Here is a 15,404-nt window from a genome sequence, read left to right as displayed (position 1 = left end):
GTGCTGCCGAAGAGGTTCGGCCGGTCCACCGTAGCGTGCGCGCGGGCGGTGGGTTGACCAGAGCCGCAAGGCCGTCAACTGCCGGTACCGGTCCGGCCCCAGTCCGGGCCCGCGCTGTCCCAGGCCTGGTCCCAACGGGCGTACCGGCGACGGACCATGCGCCACACCGCCAGCCGTCGGCCGCCCTCGAGCGCGCCCGCGGTCAGCAGGGCCGCGCCTATCCCGGCGAGGACGGCGTGCGTGGTGGCGGTGGCCGAGTCCAGCGGGCGGGCCGCCAGACTGCCGCGCAGATCCGTCCACAGCGTGAAGTGGTCGCCGCGGTGCGGGCTCTGGAGGTCCGCCATGACCGAGCCGTGGTGCGCGCTGCCGTCCGGACCGGTCCAGTCGGCCAGCACCCGGCTGCGCAGATCCCGCCCCGTGGAGGTCTCGGGATCGGCGTCCAGCGGCGAGCGGTCCAGCTTGCGGACCACGGTCGCCGTCACCAGCTGGCGGGACTCGCGCTGGTCCCGGACCGACTGCTGCAGCGCGTCCTCGGCGACACCGCCGACCACGGCACCGATCACCGGTCCCACGACCAGGATCAGCAGCAGGGCCACCAGGCCCACCCAGGCCTCGGCCAGATCGGTCGCGCGGCGCAGCGGGTTGCGCCGCCACCGCCAGAGTCCGCTGATCGCTCGCACCGTCCGCACCCCCTTCCCGCTCCGTGATAACCCCCCGCGGAGTCGTTCACGCGCGGCACCGGCCGAAGAGAGAGCGAAATCACCTGCGGCCGGGACCTCTCATGAACTCCTCATGAAAGCCCCAACGCACGGGCACCCGGGCGGGGTTCCCGCCCGCGCCGACCGAGTGGATCTTTGACAGATCTTTGTCCGGATACCGCCCCCGGCCCGCCGCTCAGCCGAGGATCCGGACCGGGTCCCCGACCCTGACGGTGCCCCGGGACTCGGGCACCAGGTTCTGGCCGAAGACCAGCTTGGTGCCGAAGCGCCGGTGCCGGCCCAGGGTGTGCAGGGGCTCCTTGCCGCGGGCGGCGGTGGCCTGGTCGGTCGTGGTCACCACGCACCGTCCGCACATCTTGGCCACCCGGAAGGCGACGTCACCGATCGCGATGCGCGACCAGTCGTCCTCGGCCCAGGCGTCGGTACCCGTCACCACGACGTTCGGCCGGAAACGGTTCATGGGAAGCGGGCCGTCGGCCACGTTCCGGCCCTCGGCGATCAGGGAGTTGAGGGCGTCCAGCGAGGACGCGGAGGTGAGCAGCAGCGGAAATCCGTCGGCGAAGGTGACCGTCTCGCCGGGCAGCGCGTACTCGGGGTCGACAGGGCGGCGACGGGAGGGCTCGTCCATGTGCACGAGACGCGTTTCGGAGCCGAGGTACTCGGTGCACCAGGCGTGGGCGTCGTCGTCCGATGCGGGCACGCCTTCGATCTTGTTCCCGAAGAGCTCCATGGTGAGCGTCCCGGCCGCTTCCGGGACAGGCACGGTCAGCGGATCCATGCCGGGCCCGGACAGACGAACACCGCCGCCGGGCATCAGCTCGGCGGCGGCCAGGGCGAGGCGCGGCTGCTGTCGTTGTGTGACGACCTTTCCCCCGTCGTCGACCAGGGCCCAGCGCCGGTCCCCGGCCAGCCCCCAGGGCTCCACCTCGGCCTCCCGGAGCGTCAGAGCCCGGAACGCCTTGACCGGATGGACGTGGATCGACAGCAGTCGTGCATTCCCCATGGAGCCATCGTGCCAGGTGGCGACGGCCCGAGCGGGGAATCAGTACCCGCGGTACTGCTGGTTGTACGGGTCCTGGTAAGGAGCCGGCTGAGCGGGCCGGGGAGCCGCGGGGCGCATCGCCTCGTACCCCGTGGCCATGCCGGGCGCCGCCGGACGCGGCTGCTGCGGCCCGGGATACCCGCGCGGCGCGGCGGCCTGCTGCGGGATGTACGCCGCGGGCGCCTGCTGGAGCGGGGAGGGCTGCTGTGCCTGCGGGTAGCCGTAGGACTGGGAGGGACCCGCGGGAAGGGCGGGCAGCGCGGACGGCAGTGCGGGCAGGTTGCTCGCCGGCATGTCGTACGCGGCGGGGACCCGGATCGGAGCGATCTGCGGGGTGCCCCGCTCGGCCACGAGCGAGTCGTAGATCGGAGTGTCCGGGAAGGAGGCGGAGTAGTAGCCGCCGCCATAAGTGGAGCGGGGGGAGGTCATGGCACATAAGTTAAGCCCACGATGTGCTGGTTGGGGAGACCGATAAGAGGGTTGTTTTCCGTGTCCGCAGTGACTCGGGATCCCCAATGCGAGCGAACTCGGCAAAAAAGGACGCCAATCGGCGTTCGCGCAGTGTAAAGGCCGAGTTCCCAGGGGGTTACCAGCGGTTGACGACCGATCTTCCTGTGCGCGGGATGGGAGTTCGCTGTCCCGGAGGAATAGGTTGAACGGGTAAAGCCCGATGGACCGCCGGGGTGGGTCCTGGCCTGCTGACACGTGATGGGGGCGGACATGTCAATGTCGAAGGGTTCGAACGCTCCGGTGCCCACGACGGCACTGCGCGTCGAATTGGGCTGGCGCTCCGGGCCAGGCGTCCCCGACGCGGACGCCTCGGCCCTGGTGCTCGTCGGCGGAAAGGTCCGCTCCGACGCCGACTTCGTCTTCTACAACCAGCCGCAGCACGCCTCCGGCGCGGTGCGCCACGAGGGCAAGCGCACCGAAGGCGGCCGGGTGACCGACACCCTGCTCGTCGACCTCGCGCGCGTGGAGCCCGCGGTCGAGACCGTCGTCCTCGCCGCCTCCGCGGACGGCGGGACCTTCGCCCAGGTCCCCGATCTCTACATCGAGGTCCGCGACGCGGAGCGGGACACGGTGGCCGCGCGCTTCGACAGTGACGGCGCCACCGTAGAAACCGCTTTCGTGCTCGGGGAGTTCTATCGTCGCCAAGGCGCGTGGAAATTCCGTGCCGTCGGACAGGGTTACGACAGCGGTCTGGAAGGGCTCGCGACGGACTTCGGAATCACCGTCGAGGAACCCCAGCAGTCCGCGCCCGTCAGTACGCCCGCACCGCCCGCCGAACCGGTCCGCCTCACCAAGGTCACGCTCACCAAGTCGGCGCCCTCCGTCTCCCTCACCAAACAGGGCGGCACCTCGGGCGCCCTGCGCGTGAACCTCAACTGGGAGGTGCGCAAACAGTTCTCCGGCTGGGGCGGCAAACGCGGTCGCGCGGTCGCCCTGCACGCCGACCTCGACCTCGACCTGTGCGCCCTGTACGAACTCGCCGACGGCCGCAAGGGAGTCGTACAGGCACTGGGCAACGCCTATGGAGCCCTGCACCAGCCGCCGTACATCCATCTGGACGGCGACGACCGCACCGGCGCGGTCGCGAGCGGTGAGAACCTCACCGTGAACCTCGACCACAAGCGCGACTTCCGGCGCATCCTCGTCTTCGTGACCATCTACGAAGGCGCGCGCTCCTTCGCCGACCTGCACGCCACGGTCACGCTCCAGCCGCAGTACGGCGCCCCGATCGACTTCTCCCTCGACGAGTGCACGGTGCCCTCCACGGTCTGCGCGCTGGCCCTGATCACCAACACCGGCGACGACCTGGTCGTCCAGCGCGAGGCCCGCTATCTCGTGCCCGATCGCGGGGTGAGCCCGCAGCGGACCGTCGACCACGCCTACGGCTGGGGCATGAACTGGACCCCCGGCCGCAAGTGAGGCCTCACCTCTCGTCCCCGACGACGGCGTCCGGACGCGCGTACGTGCGGCCCTTCCAGGCCGCACCACGTCCCCTGTAGTGCTGCACCGCCGAGTCGACGGTCATCAGGAGGTAGAGGAACGCGGTGAACGGCAGCAGGGGAGCGAGCCACAGCGGCTGCCGGTAGTAGCGGAGCATCGGGAGGTACGTCCCGCTCATGACGAGCCACGCCAGACCACCGAGCACCGCCGTCACCGTGTCCCCCAGGGACAGCCCCGCGACGACGGCGACGGGCGGCACCAGATAGACCAGCGCGAGCCCGGACACGGTGCCGAGGAGCACGAGAGGGCTGTGGCGGAGCTGGGCGTAGGCGCTGCGCGAGACCATCCGCCACAGGTCGTGCAGCTGGGGATAAGGGCGGACGCTGTCCACCCGATCGGCGAGGCCCAGCCAGATGTGGCCGCCGCCGCCCTTCACGGCCCGCGCGAGAGCCACGTCGTCGATGACGGCGTGCCGGATGGCGTCCGGGACACGGGCCCGCTCGGCGGTCTTGGCGCGCAGCAGGACACAGCCGCCCGCCGCGGCCGCCGTCCGCGCCCCCTTCCTGCCGATCCGGCGGAACGGATACAGCTGGGCGAAGAAGTACACGAACGCCGGCACCACGAGCCGCTCCCACAGGCTCTCCACCCGCAGCCGGGCCATCTGCGAGACGACGTCGAAGCCCCCGGCGTGCGCGGCCGCCACCAGCCGTCGCAGACTGTCCGGCTCGTGGGCGATGTCGGCGTCCGTCAGCAGCAGGTACTCGGGGCCACGCGCGCGTGCCAGACCGATCCCGTGACGTACGGCCCACAGCTTTCCCGTCCACCCCGCCGGCGGTTCACCGGGAGACGACACGGTCAACGGCAGCCCGCCGTGCCGGCGAGCCAGGTCGCGGGCCAGCTCCCCGGTGCCGTCCGAGCTGCCGTCGTCGACCAGGAAGACCTCCGCCCGCCCCGGATACTCCTGGGCCAGCAACGAGGGGAGGCTCGAAGGCAGCACCTCCGCCTCGTCACGGGCCGGGACCACCACACCCACGGCCGGCCAGGACCCCGGATCGCGCTCCGGGGGCAGTCGTACGTCCGTGCGCCAGAAGAAGCCCTGGCAGAGCAGCAGCCACAGCCAGGCGGCGAAGGATACGGCGGCAATCCACGCGATGGCGCTCACGCGCGCAGTCTGCCCCACGGGACCGGCCTCCAAGAGCTCATCGTCTATCGTGGCCGGGTGAAGATCGCGCTCTTGGACTCCGGAATCGGTCTGCTGGCGGCCACCGCCGCGGTACGGCGACTGCGCCCCGACGCCGATCTCGTGCTCTCCCTCGACCCCGACGGCATGCCCTGGGGTCCCCGCACACCGCAGGACATCACCGGGCGCGCCCTGGCCCTCGCCGAGGCCGCCGCCGCCCATGATCCCGCCGCGCTGATCATCGGCTGCAACACCGCCACCGTGCACGCCCTCACCGCCCTGCGCGCCCGCCTGGAGCCGGAGCTGCCGGTCGTCGGCACCGTCCCCGCGATCAAGCCGGCCGCGTCCGGCGGCGGCCCCTTCGCGATCTGGGCGACGCCCGCCACCACGGGCAGCCCCTACCAGCGCGGCCTCATCGAGGAGTTCGCCGACGGGGTCCCCGCGACCGAGGTGCCCTGCCACGGCCTCGCCGAGGCCGTCGAGCACGCCGACGAGGCCGCGATCGACGCCGCCGTGACCGCGGCCGCCGCCCTGACCCCCGAGGACGTGACGACCGTCGTCCTGGGCTGCACGCACTACGAACTGGTCGCCGAGCGCATCCGGGCCGCCGTGCAGCGCCCCGGCCGCCCGCCGCTCGTCCTGCACGGCTCCGCCGGAGCGGTCGCCGCCCAGGCGCTGCGCCGGATCGGCGAGGAGCCCGCGCCCGCGTCGACGGCCACCGGCACCCTCACCGTCCTGCTGAGCGGACGCGAGGGCACGCTGCCCGCGCCGGCCCTGGCCTACGCCGAAGGCCGGCTCCTGCGGACGGCCACCCCCGCCCGCTGACCGCCCTCACCGAGGGGACGGCCCCGCCCGGAGCAGTCACCCCGCGCAACGAGCTACCCGTGCGGCGAAACCTGAGTAACCTCGTAGACATGAGGGACCACCCCCACGGCGAGCACACCTCGCACCACACCGACGTCTGGACCGGACGCGCTTCCAACCGGATCCAGTGGCTGCTCGCGCTCGGCGGTGCCGCGATCGTGGCGCTCGGAGTGGAGCTCGCCGTCGACTCGGCGTGGACCTCAGGGGTCGCCCCGCTCGTCATGTCCGTGGTCGGCTGCATCGCGGCCGGACTGCTGGTCCTCTTCCTCACCCTCGCCTTCGTCCATGTCGCCCTCAAGGTCGACATGGACTCCCTGGAGGTCCGCTGCGGCCACATCGGAGTGCCGCGCCGGCGGATCCCGCTGGCCCACGTCGCCGGAGCCGACTTCGCCCCCCATGTCACCCCGCGCCAGTGGGGCGGCTGGGGCTACCGCTGGCGGCCCGAGAAGGGCACCGCCGTCGTCGTACGCCGAGGTGAGGGCGTGGTCCTGCGGCTGTGGGACGGACACACGTTCACGGTCACCGTGGATGACGCCGAGGCCGCCGTACGCATCATCCGTGACCGGCTGCGGTCCGGTTCCACGGGGCCGCTGCGCTGAGGCGACGGCTCATCCCGGGGCCCGCTCCTCGGTGAGCGGGTGCGCGGTGGCCAGGCCCGCGAGGAGGCCCGCACCGACCGACACCGTGGTGAAGCTGAGTGCATTGCCGACCGCCGCTATCGCCGCCAGTGCCGTGAGCGTGGCGCCCGCGGTCAGGACCAGCGGTGTGGGGCGCGGGGAGCGCCACAGGGCGTACAGCAGCCAGCAGAACCCCGCCGCCAGCAGCACCACCCCGACCAGCCCCTGCTCCGCGGCGAGCTGAAGGGGCGCCGAGTGCGGCTTCCCGTCGGACACCAGGGTCCGGGTCGCCGTCGAGCTCAGCTCGCCGAAACGCCCCGGACCCACGCCGAGAGCGGTGTCCTCGCGGGCCAGGCGCAGGGCGTCGTGCCACAGGTCGATCCGGTGCGGGGTGAGCTGCCCGCGCAGGGACTCGGCCAGTCCGTCCGGCACCGCGTTCCCGGCCACCGCCCAGGTCAGACCGGTCACCGCGGTCGCGGCGGCGGCGAGTCCGGCGATGCCGGGGCCGCGATGGGGCATCCGGCCCGCCGCGAGTGAGCACAGGACCACCACGGCACAGGTGACCAGCCCGGACAGCGACCCCAGCACGGCCGCGGTCACCGTGATGCCCACGGCCGTCAACCGCAGCACGATCCGAAAGGCCGGCGATCCGGTGGCCCACGCGGCGCAGCAGACGGCACCGGTGGCGAGCGTCAGCAGGGCGGCCGTGGCGCCCGCGTGACCGAGCGGGGCGACGATCTCAGGACCCGACGAGAGACGCGGGAGCCCCACGGCCAGGCCCAGACCGGTCAGCGCCGCCGCGCAAGGGGCGGCGACCGGCAGCAGGGCACCCGAGATCCGGCCCGCCGCATACCCCGCGGCAACGGCCAGCAACGCGAGCAGCACGCCCTCCGGACGGCCGTCGTGCGCCGCCGCGGTGATCAGCGACCAGGTGGCACAGGCCCCCAGCACCAGCACGCCCACCACGTCGGAAACGTTTCGTCTGTCGCCGTCCTCTTCCGGACCGGCCACAGAAGTCATCCCCGTGGAACCCACCCCGCCCCCCGAACCCCGGTCCCCCGACCTGTGACGGGTCCCGGCCGCCCGGGCACTACCGGCCCGTACGACAGAGACTCGGGCACACCGTAACGGCTGATGGGCGATTTGTGGACGAGTTGTGCCGCGTTGCACTGGAACGACGTGGCACGGGACCACGGGCGCGGCCCCGGTCACCGGGCGGACCGCGCTGTCGATGCCAAGGTCAACCGCCGTACACTCCCCGGGTGACCGTCACCGCAACTTCCGTGGACGAATCGGACCGGCTGGAGCCGCGGCCCCCGGCTGCCTCCCGCTGGGCCGCCCGGCTCCGCCGCCTCGTCCCGGCCGCCGCAGCGGCGCTCTCCGGAGTGCTGCTCTACGTCAGTTTTCCGCCCCGCACCCTGTGGTGGCTGGCCCTGCCCGCCTTCGCCGTCTTCGGCTGGGTGCTGCGCGGCCGTGGCTGGAAGGCGGCCTTCGGTCTCGGCTATCTCTTCGGCCTGGGCTTCCTGCTGCCCCTGCTGGTGTGGACCGGCGTCGAGGTCGGCCCGGTGCCGTGGATCGCCCTGGCGGCGATCGAGGCGATCTTCATCGGGCTGGTCGGCGTGGGCGTCTCCGCGGTGTCGAAGCTGCCCGGCTCTCCGGTGTGGGCCGCCGCCGTGTGGATCGCCGGAGAAGCGGCACGCGCGCGTGCGCCGTTCAACGGCTTCCCCTGGGGCAAGATCGCGTTCGGCCAGGCGGACGGCGTCTTCCTGCCGCTCGCCGCGGTGGGCGGCACCCCGGTGCTCGGCTTCGCCGTCGTCCTGTGCGGCTTCGGCCTCTTCGAGATCGTCCGGCTGGTCGTGGAGCGGCGGGGCACCGGTGCCGTACGGCGTCCCGCGGCCGCCGTGGCCCTGCTGAGCGTGGCCGTACCGGTGGCCGGGGCGCTCGCGGCACGGACGCTGGTCAGCGACAAGGCCGAGGACGGCACCGTGACCGTCGCGGCCATCCAGGGCAACGTCCCGCGCGCGGGACTGGAGTTCAACGCCCAGCGACGGGCCGTCCTCGACTACCACGCGCGCGAGACGGAGCGGCTCGCCGCCGAGGTCAAGGCCGGCAAGGTCGAGAAGCCCGACATCGTGCTGTGGCCCGAGAACTCCTCCGACATCGACCCGTTCGCCAACGCGGACGCGGCCGCCGTCATCGACCAGGCCGCCAAGGCGATCGGCGCACCCATCTCGGTCGGCGGAGTCGTCGAGCGGAACGGCAAGCTCTACAACGAGCAGATCCTGTGGGACCCGGTGAAGGGCCCCACGGACACCTACGACAAGCGGCAGATCCAGCCGTTCGGCGAGTACCTGCCGCTGCGCTCGCTCATCGGCGCGCTGAACAAGAACTGGACCTCCATGGTCCGCCAGGACTTCAGCCGGGGCACCGAGCCCGGCGTCTTCCAGATGGCCAACGCCAAGGTCGGACTGGTCACCTGCTACGAGGCCGCCTTCGACTGGGCCGTGCGCTCCGAGGTCACCGACGGCGCCCAGCTGATCTCGGTGCCGAGCAACAACGCGACCTTCGACCGCAGCGAGATGACCTACCAGCAGCTCGCCATGTCACGCGTGCGTGCCGTCGAGCACAGCCGGACCGTCACCGTCCCGGTGACCAGCGGGGTCAGCGCGATCATCATGCCGGACGGCAGGATCACGCAGAAGACGGGCATGTTCGTCGCCGACTCGCTGGTGCAGAAGGTGCCGCTGCGGTCGTCGGAGACCCCGGCCACCCGGCTCGGCGTTCTGCCCGAGATGGCCCTGGTGCTGGTCGCTGCGGGCGGACTCGGCTGGGCGATCGGCGCGGGGGTGCGCAGGCGGCGCGCCGGGGACGCGTGAGGCTGCCGGCCCCGGTGACGCGTGAGGCCTGCCGGCCCGGTGACGCCTGGCCGTATTCCGGCGGTACGTCCCGGCAAGATCACCGGAGGGGCGGGAGCCGCCGGTTAGGGTCGGAGCCATGGCTACTCCTGACTTCATCCGCACCCTGCGCGCGTCCATCGGGCACGCCCCGCTCTGGCTTCCCGGAGTGAGCGCCATCGTCCTCGACGACGCGGGCAGAGTGCTGCTCAACCGCCGCTCGGACACCGGCAAGTGGTCGCTGCTCGGCGGCATCCCGGAGCCGGGGGAGCAGCCCGCGGCCTGCGCCGTGCGCGAGGTCGAGGAGGAGACGGGCGTGCACTGCGTCGTCGAGCGCGTGGTCCTGGTCCAGGCCCTCAAGCCCGTGACGTACGACAACGGCGACGTCTGCCAGTACATGGACATCTCGTTCCGCTGCCGGGCCGTCGGCGGCGAGGCACGGGTGAACGACGACGAGTCCCTGGAGGTGGGGTGGTTCGCGGTGGACGCCCTGCCGGACCTGAACGAGTTCGGGCTGCTGCGGATCAAGCAGGCGCTGGTGGATGGACCCACATGGTTCGACACCATGAGTTCCGAGTGAAGTATGGGCTCTGACCATATGTAGTGCCGGGTGGGAGCTGCCTAGGCTCGGACCATGACCGCTCGCAGCGCCCACCCGGGCCCCCACGCCCCCACGCTCGACCTCGGCGGCCGCACCGCCCTCGTCACCGGCGCCGCCGGAGGCATCGGCCGGGCCTGTGCGCTGCGGCTCGCGGCGGCCGGGGCCAAGGTCAGAGCGGTCGACCGGGACGCGGCCGGTCTGGAGGCGCTCGCGGAGCGGTCCGCGGGACTGGCAGGCACCCTGGAACCGCTCGTCCTGGACCTCACCGACCTGGATGCCGCGGAACACGCCGCCGCGGGCACCGACGTCCTCGTCAACAACGCCGGCCTCCAACTGGTGCGCCCCATCGAGGAGTTCCCGCCCGAGGTGTTCCACACGGTGCTCACCGTGATGCTGGAGGCGCCGTTCCGGCTCATCCGCGGCGCCCTGCCGCACATGTACGGACAGGGCTGGGGGCGGATCGTCAACGTGTCCTCGGTCCACGGCCTGCGCGCCTCGGCCTACAAGTCGGCCTATGTAGCCGCCAAACACGGACTGGAGGGCCTGTCCAAGACGGCCGCCCTCGAAGGAGCCCCCCATGGAGTGACCTCGAACTGTGTGAACCCCGCCTATGTGCGCACCCCACTGGTCGAGCGGCAGATAGCCGACCAGGCCCGGGCGCACGGCATCCCCGAGGAGCGGGTGATCTCCAAGGTACTGCTCCAGGACAGCGCCCTCAAGCGACTCATCGAGCCGGAGGAGGTCGCCGAGGCCGTGGCCTATCTGTGCAGCCCCCAGGCGTCCTTCGTGACCGGCACCTCGCTCGTCCTCGACGGCGGCTGGACCGCGCACTGAGCGGCGAGAGCGGTGCGAGGCGCCGGCTCCGCGGACCGGGGTGGGCTGGGTTGGACCCGGGTGGGCCGGACTGGGGTGGGTCGGACCGGTGTGGGCTGGGCCGGGGTGGGCCGGACTGGGGTGGGCCGGACCGGTGTGGGCTGGGCCAGGCACCGGGTCCGGGCACCCGGCCCGGAGTTTTCCACAGGCCTGACGGGGTGAGCTTGCGATGAGCAATCCTGTGGGCATGTCCCGCGATCACGTGCAGTCCGCCGAGCGTCCCGTCGGCAGTGCCGAGGCCCCCTTCCTCGAACTGCTGGCCAGGGGCGCCTCCGCCGACGCCTACGAACAGCCGGTGCTGATCGCCCGCGCCGAGGGCAGGCCGGCCGAGCGGATCACCGCGCTCGAAGAGGCCAAGGTGCTCGCGCTGCGGGTGCGCTCGGAGCTGGAGGGGCGCCGACGCCGGGAGGCAGAGCTGTCCGCCCTGTTCGAGACCGCCCACGACCTGGCCGGCCTCAGGGACCTCGACGCGGTGCTGCGGGCCATCGTGCAGCGCGCCCGCTCACTGCTCGGCACGGACGTGGCGTACCTCAGCCTGAACGACCCGGCGCGCGGCGACACCTACATGCGGGTCACCGAGGGCTCGGTCGCCGCCCGCTTCCAGCAACTGCGGCTCGGCATGGGCGAGGGGCTCGGCGGACTGGTCGCCCAGACCTCCCGCCCCTACGTCACCGACGACTACTTCAAGGACGACCGCTTCCAGCACACCCTCGCCATCGACGCGGGCGTACGGGACGAGGGCCTGGTCGCGATCCTCGGCGTGCCGCTGACGCTCGGGCACCACGTGATCGGGGTGCTGTTCGCGGCGGACCGGCGGGCCCGGGTCTTCGAGCGGGAGCAGATCGCCCTGCTCGGCTCCTTCGCCGCGCTGGCCGCGGCCGCCATCGACACCGCGAACCTGCTCACCGAGACCCGCTCCGCCCTGACCGAACTGGAGCGGGCCAACGCGATCATCCGGGACCACAGCGGGGTCATCGAGCGCGCCTCCGACGTCCACGACCGGCTCGCGGAACTCGTGCTGCGTGGCGGTGGGGTGCACGACGTGGCGGCGGCCGTCTCCGAGATCCTCGACGGCAGGGTCGAGTTCGCCGAGACGGCACCGGCCGAGGCACTGGAGTCCTCCCGCGCCGAAGGACACGCGGTGCGGCACAAGGACGACTGGATCGCCGCCGTCGCCGCCGGAGGCGAACTGCTCGGCGCGCTCGTGCTGCGCGGCCGCCCCGGACTCGACCCCGTCGACCAGCGCACCCTGGAGCGTGCCGCCATGGTCACCTCGCTGCTCCTGCTGGCCAGACGCTCCGCCGCCGAGGCCGAACAACGGGTGCGGGGCGAGCTGTTGGACGACCTCCTCGACGTCCGGGACCACGACCCACGCCTGCTGCGCGAACGAGCCGCCAGGCTGCACGCCGACCTCGACGCCACCCATGTGGTGCTGGCCGCCCGCCTGGACGGCTCCGCGGCCGACGCCGACCTGGAGGCCGCCGCCCGCAGACGCCTGTGGTCCGCCGCCTCCCACCTTGCCGCCACCCGGCACGGCCTGGCCGCGGCCCGCGACGGCGGCACGGTCCTGCTGCTCCCGCTCACCGAGGGGGACACGGCCACCGAACTCGCCCGCCGCACCGCCGGGCACCTCGGCACCGCCGTCCACGAGGCCGTCACCGTCGGCGCCTCCGCGCCGGTGCGCGACCTCGCCGCTCAACCCGACACCGTGGCCGCGGCCTATGAGGAGGGGCGCCGCTGCCTGGAGACTCTGCGCCTCCTGGGCCGTTCGGGCGACGGGGCCGCGGCCCAGGACTTCGGGTTCCTCGGCCTGCTGCTGGCCGGCGACCGGGACATCCAAGGCTTCGTCGAGCGCACGATCGGCCAGGTGGTCGCCTACGACGACCGGCGCAACACCGATCTCCTGCGGACCCTCGACGCGTACTTCGCCTGCGGGATGAGCCCGGCGCGCACCAAGGACGAACTGCACGTCCACGTGAACACCGTCGCCCAGCGACTGGAGCGGGTGGGCCGCCTGCTGGGCGAGGACTGGCAGAGCCCCGCCCGGATCCTGGAGATCCAACTGGCCCTGCGGCTGCACCTGTTGTCGGGGCGGGCGCGTCCTGCCGCTGCCCAGACAGGCCGGTGACCCCCGTACGCGTGGGCGTACGGGGGCAGACCGTGATTCAGACAGCTCGCGCGTCAGCCGCGGGGGCCTTGGCCGACGCAGTCTCCTCGGCCGTGTCGACCTCGGCCAGGTCCCGGTGCCGCGTCTCCTTGGCGACACCGACGGCGACGACCGTCAGGACGGCCGCGGCGATGACGTACAGGGCGATCGGGGTGGAGCTGTCGTAGTCGGCCAGCAGGGCGGTGGCGATCAGCGGGGCGGGGGCACCGGCCGCGACCGAGGCGAACTGGGCGCCGATGGAGGCACCGGAGTAGCGCATCCTGGTCGCGAACATCTCGGAGAAGAAGGCCGCCTGGGGCGCGTACATGGCGCCGTGCAGGACCAGCCCGACGGTCACGGCGAGGAGCAGGTTGCCGAAGCCACCGGTGTCGATGAGCGAGAAGAACGGGAACATCCACAACCCCACGCCGACCGCGCCGAGCAGGTAGACGGGGCGGCGGCCCACCCGGTCCGACAGGGCGCCCCAGGCGGGGATCACCGCGAAGTGCACGGCGGAGGCGATCAGCACCGCGTTGAGGGCGGTCTGCTTGGAGACACCGGCCGAGGTGGTGGCGTAGACGAGGATGAACGCGGTGATGACGTAATAGCTGATGTTCTCCGCCATGCGCGCGCCCATCGCGACCAGCACGTCGCGCCAGTGATGGCGCAGCACGGACACGATCGGCAGTTTCTCGCTCTCACCGTCCCGCGCCGCCTTGCGTGCCTCTGCCTGCGCCAACGCCTGCTTGAACACCGGGGATTCGTCGACGGACAGCCGGATCCACAGGCCGACGACCACCAGGACACCCGAGAGCAGGAACGGAATCCGCCAGCCCCAGCTGCCGAACGCCGCGTCCGACAGGACGGCCGTCAGCAGCGACAGCACACCGGTGGCGAGGAGTTGGCCCGCGGGCGCCCCGGTCTGCGGCCACGAGGCCCAGAACCCGCGCCGCCGCGCGTCGCCGTGTTCGGACACCAGCAGCACGGCCCCGCCCCACTCGCCGCCGAGCGCGAAGCCCTGCACCAGACGCAGGAGGGTCAGCAGCACGGGCGCGGCGGTGCCGACGGTCGCGTGCGTCGGCAGCAGACCGATCGCGAAGGTCGCCCCACCCATCAGCAACAGGCTCAGCACCAGCAGCTTCTTGCGGCCCAGCCGGTCGCCGTAGTGCCCGAACACCAGGGCACCCAGCGGGCGGGCGGCGAATCCGACGGCGTACGTCAGAAAGGAGAGCAGGGTGCCGACGAGCGGGTCGGAGCCGGGGAAGAACAGCTTGTTGAAGACCAGGGCGGCGGCGGAGCCGTAGAGGAAGAAGTCGTACCACTCGATGGTGGTGCCGATGAGGCTGGCGGCGACGATGCGGTTGAGGTTGGCGGGGGGTGGGGGAGCGGTGGTTCCGGAGGCCATGTGCGCCACTTCCTCGTGTGCGGTGGGGACGGGTGGGTGTCGGGACACCGTAGAAATCCGCAGGTCAGGCGCACATGTGGTGGGACAACATAGTTTGGGGCATGGGTATGCGTTCGGCCGCCATGCTGGGTTGGTGCTGACTACGTTCCGTTGAACTCGGGCCTCAGGGGAGGATCAGGGTGGGAGTGGCTCTGCAGCAGGCGCCACGACCGGAGGGCGTCAACGCGCTCATCCGCCCCCTCGCCTCCTACGCGGGACCGGACCAGCGGACGGTACCTGCGGCCGGGTAGCACTCGGGCGGTAGGCGAGCAGCCGATCGCGGTGTCACCACCCCCTTTCCTTGGCGGCCTCCAGGGCTGCGAAGACCGTGAGCGCGTCGCGGAGGGCGCCGACGTCGTGGGTGCGGATGAAGTCCGCCCCACTGCGCGCGGCGTACAGTTCCGCCGCCAGCGTGGCCGGACCGATCGCGGCGACGTCGCTACCGGTGAGAGTCCGCAGGAACGACTTGCGGGACGGTGAGATGAGCACCGGTACGTCGAAGCGGGCTTTCAGCCGCTCCAGGTCGGCCAGGGTTCTCAGCGACGGTTCGGGACCGCTGCCCAGGAAGTACCCGAGCCCCGGATCGAGGATCAGCCTGTCGTGAGCGATACCGGCCGCCTCCAGAGCCTCCAGCCGATCGGTGAAGAACTCCTCGATTCCTCGGCACACCGCGGTGGGGTCGGTGTGCACCTTGGTGGCGGGGCCGTGGCGCTGCACGGAGTGCATGGATGTCGTTGACGTAGGCGGCGCCGTGTGCGGCGGCGAACTTCTGGGTCGCGGGTTGGTAGGAGTCGACCGAGACCGGGACGCCCTCGTCGACCAGGGATTCGACCACGTCGGTCAGCTGCCTGATCTCCTTGGCGGCGCTGACCTGCTGTGCTCCGGGATGGCTTGCGGCGGGCCCGAGTTCGATGACGTCGGCCCCCGCCAAGCGCAGCCGGCGGGCGTGGTCCACCGCGGCGTGCGGGGTCAGGAATCTGTTCCCGTCCGAGAACGAATCCGCGGTGATGTGGACGATCCCGACCAGCACAGGGCGGCGGATTCCCACGGGGGAGGTATCTGCTGCACTTCATG

13 protein-coding genes and 1 pseudogene are annotated in these 15,404 nt (G+C 72.2%); 7 read left to right on the top strand and 7 right to left on the bottom strand.

Annotated elements, in window-relative coordinates; all coding sequences use genetic code 11:
* Positions 1 to 74: 74 nt before the first annotated feature.
* From G3I78_RS05870 to G3I78_RS05860, 3 genes are all read right to left on the bottom strand, one after another.
* Positions 75 to 680 (bottom strand): hypothetical protein, encoded by a 606-nt coding sequence (locus tag G3I78_RS05870; RefSeq protein ID WP_164422111.1) that lies wholly within the window; start codon positions 678 to 680, stop codon positions 75 to 77.
* A gap of 214 nt (positions 681 to 894) precedes the next feature.
* Positions 895 to 1,722 carry an MOSC N-terminal beta barrel domain-containing protein gene (locus G3I78_RS05865; RefSeq protein WP_164421708.1) on the bottom strand — a complete coding sequence of 276 codons (828 nt, stop codon included), beginning with the start codon at positions 1,720 to 1,722 and terminating at the stop codon, positions 895 to 897.
* Positions 1,723 to 1,761: 39 nt separating this feature from the next.
* A complete protein-coding gene (locus tag G3I78_RS05860) occupies positions 1,762 to 2,190 on the bottom strand; it encodes a DUF6643 family protein (RefSeq protein ID WP_164421707.1) in 429 nt (142 codons plus the stop codon).
* 297 nt (positions 2,191 to 2,487) lie between these two features.
* On the opposite strand from G3I78_RS05860, the gene G3I78_RS05855 reads away from it, so the two are divergent.
* A complete protein-coding gene (locus G3I78_RS05855) occupies positions 2,488 to 3,690 on the top strand; it encodes a TerD family protein (protein ID WP_164422110.1) in 1,203 nt (400 codons plus the stop codon).
* A gap of 4 nt (positions 3,691 to 3,694) precedes the next feature.
* Here the strand turns inward: G3I78_RS05855 and G3I78_RS05850 are convergent, their stop codons facing one another.
* Positions 3,695 to 4,891 (bottom strand): glycosyltransferase, encoded by a 1,197-nt coding sequence (locus G3I78_RS05850; RefSeq protein ID WP_164421706.1) that lies wholly within the window; start codon positions 4,889 to 4,891, stop codon positions 3,695 to 3,697.
* Between the two features lie 39 nt (positions 4,892 to 4,930).
* Between G3I78_RS05850 and G3I78_RS05845 the strand changes: the two genes are divergently transcribed.
* Both G3I78_RS05845 and G3I78_RS05840 read left to right on the top strand, forming a co-directional pair.
* Complete coding sequence (locus G3I78_RS05845; RefSeq protein WP_164421705.1) at positions 4,931 to 5,716, top strand: aspartate/glutamate racemase family protein; 786 nt, start codon at positions 4,931 to 4,933, stop codon at positions 5,714 to 5,716.
* An 89-nt stretch (positions 5,717 to 5,805) separates the two neighbouring features.
* Entirely contained in the window at positions 5,806 to 6,354 is a 549-nt protein-coding gene (locus G3I78_RS05840) for a hypothetical protein (RefSeq protein ID WP_164421704.1), read from the top strand.
* A gap of 9 nt (positions 6,355 to 6,363) precedes the next feature.
* Here G3I78_RS05840 and G3I78_RS05835 read toward each other — a convergent pair whose 3' ends face one another.
* Positions 6,364 to 7,335 (bottom strand): O-antigen ligase family protein, encoded by a 972-nt coding sequence (locus G3I78_RS05835; RefSeq protein ID WP_343243672.1) that lies wholly within the window; start codon positions 7,333 to 7,335, stop codon positions 6,364 to 6,366.
* A gap of 299 nt (positions 7,336 to 7,634) precedes the next feature.
* Between G3I78_RS05835 and lnt the strand changes: the two genes are divergently transcribed.
* The 4 genes from lnt (at position 7,635) to G3I78_RS05815 (ending at position 12,868) form a co-directional block, all read left to right on the top strand.
* Complete coding sequence (gene lnt, locus G3I78_RS05830; protein ID WP_164421702.1) at positions 7,635 to 9,248, top strand: apolipoprotein N-acyltransferase; 1,614 nt, start codon at positions 7,635 to 7,637, stop codon at positions 9,246 to 9,248.
* A 118-nt stretch (positions 9,249 to 9,366) separates the two neighbouring features.
* Positions 9,367 to 9,846 carry an NUDIX domain-containing protein gene (locus G3I78_RS05825; RefSeq protein ID WP_164421701.1) on the top strand — a complete coding sequence of 160 codons (480 nt, stop codon included), beginning with the start codon at positions 9,367 to 9,369 and terminating at the stop codon, positions 9,844 to 9,846.
* A 54-nt stretch (positions 9,847 to 9,900) separates the two neighbouring features.
* Positions 9,901 to 10,701 (top strand): 3-hydroxybutyrate dehydrogenase, encoded by an 801-nt coding sequence (locus G3I78_RS05820; protein ID WP_164421700.1) that lies wholly within the window; start codon positions 9,901 to 9,903, stop codon positions 10,699 to 10,701.
* A gap of 226 nt (positions 10,702 to 10,927) precedes the next feature.
* Positions 10,928 to 12,868, top strand: coding sequence for a GAF domain-containing protein (locus G3I78_RS05815; protein ID WP_164421699.1), 1,941 nt, complete (start codon positions 10,928 to 10,930; stop codon positions 12,866 to 12,868).
* A 37-nt stretch (positions 12,869 to 12,905) separates the two neighbouring features.
* On the opposite strand, the gene G3I78_RS05810 is transcribed toward G3I78_RS05815, so the two are convergent.
* Positions 12,906 to 14,291, bottom strand: a complete 1,386-nt coding sequence (locus G3I78_RS05810) for an MFS transporter (RefSeq protein WP_164421698.1) — start codon at positions 14,289 to 14,291, stop codon at positions 12,906 to 12,908.
* Between the two features lie 324 nt (positions 14,292 to 14,615).
* Positions 14,616 to 15,372, bottom strand: a pseudogene (locus G3I78_RS05805) (dihydropteroate synthase).
* Between the last annotated feature and the right edge of the window lie 32 nt (positions 15,373 to 15,404).

It is taken from the genome of Streptomyces sp. SID13726 (genome assembly GCF_010548375.1).
Classification (GTDB): Bacteria; Actinomycetota; Actinomycetes; order Streptomycetales; family Streptomycetaceae; genus Streptomyces.
Note: the sequence above shows the minus strand (reverse complement) of the source record. Positions and strands in the feature narration are given on the sequence as shown.

Bases quoted from the DNA above. Each gene is read 5' to 3' on its own strand.
- G3I78_RS05855 (WP_164422110.1), top strand. From the start codon at position 2,488: ATGTCGAAGGGTTCGAACGCTCCGGTGCCCACGACGGCACTGCGCGTC.
- G3I78_RS05865 (WP_164421708.1), bottom strand. From the start codon at position 1,722: ATGGGGAATGCACGACTGCTGTCGATCCACGTCCATCCGGTCAAGGCG.
- G3I78_RS05825 (WP_164421701.1), top strand. From the start codon at position 9,367: ATGGCTACTCCTGACTTCATCCGCACCCTGCGCGCGTCCATCGGGCAC.
- G3I78_RS05860 (WP_164421707.1), bottom strand. From the start codon at position 2,190: ATGACCTCCCCCCGCTCCACTTATGGCGGCGGCTACTACTCCGCCTCC.
- G3I78_RS05815 (WP_164421699.1), top strand. From the start codon at position 10,928: ATGTCCCGCGATCACGTGCAGTCCGCCGAGCGTCCCGTCGGCAGTGCC.
- G3I78_RS05810 (WP_164421698.1), bottom strand. From the start codon at position 14,291: ATGGCCTCCGGAACCACCGCTCCCCCACCCCCCGCCAACCTCAACCGC.
- G3I78_RS05840 (WP_164421704.1), top strand. From the start codon at position 5,806: ATGAGGGACCACCCCCACGGCGAGCACACCTCGCACCACACCGACGTC.
- G3I78_RS05820 (WP_164421700.1), top strand. From the start codon at position 9,901: ATGACCGCTCGCAGCGCCCACCCGGGCCCCCACGCCCCCACGCTCGAC.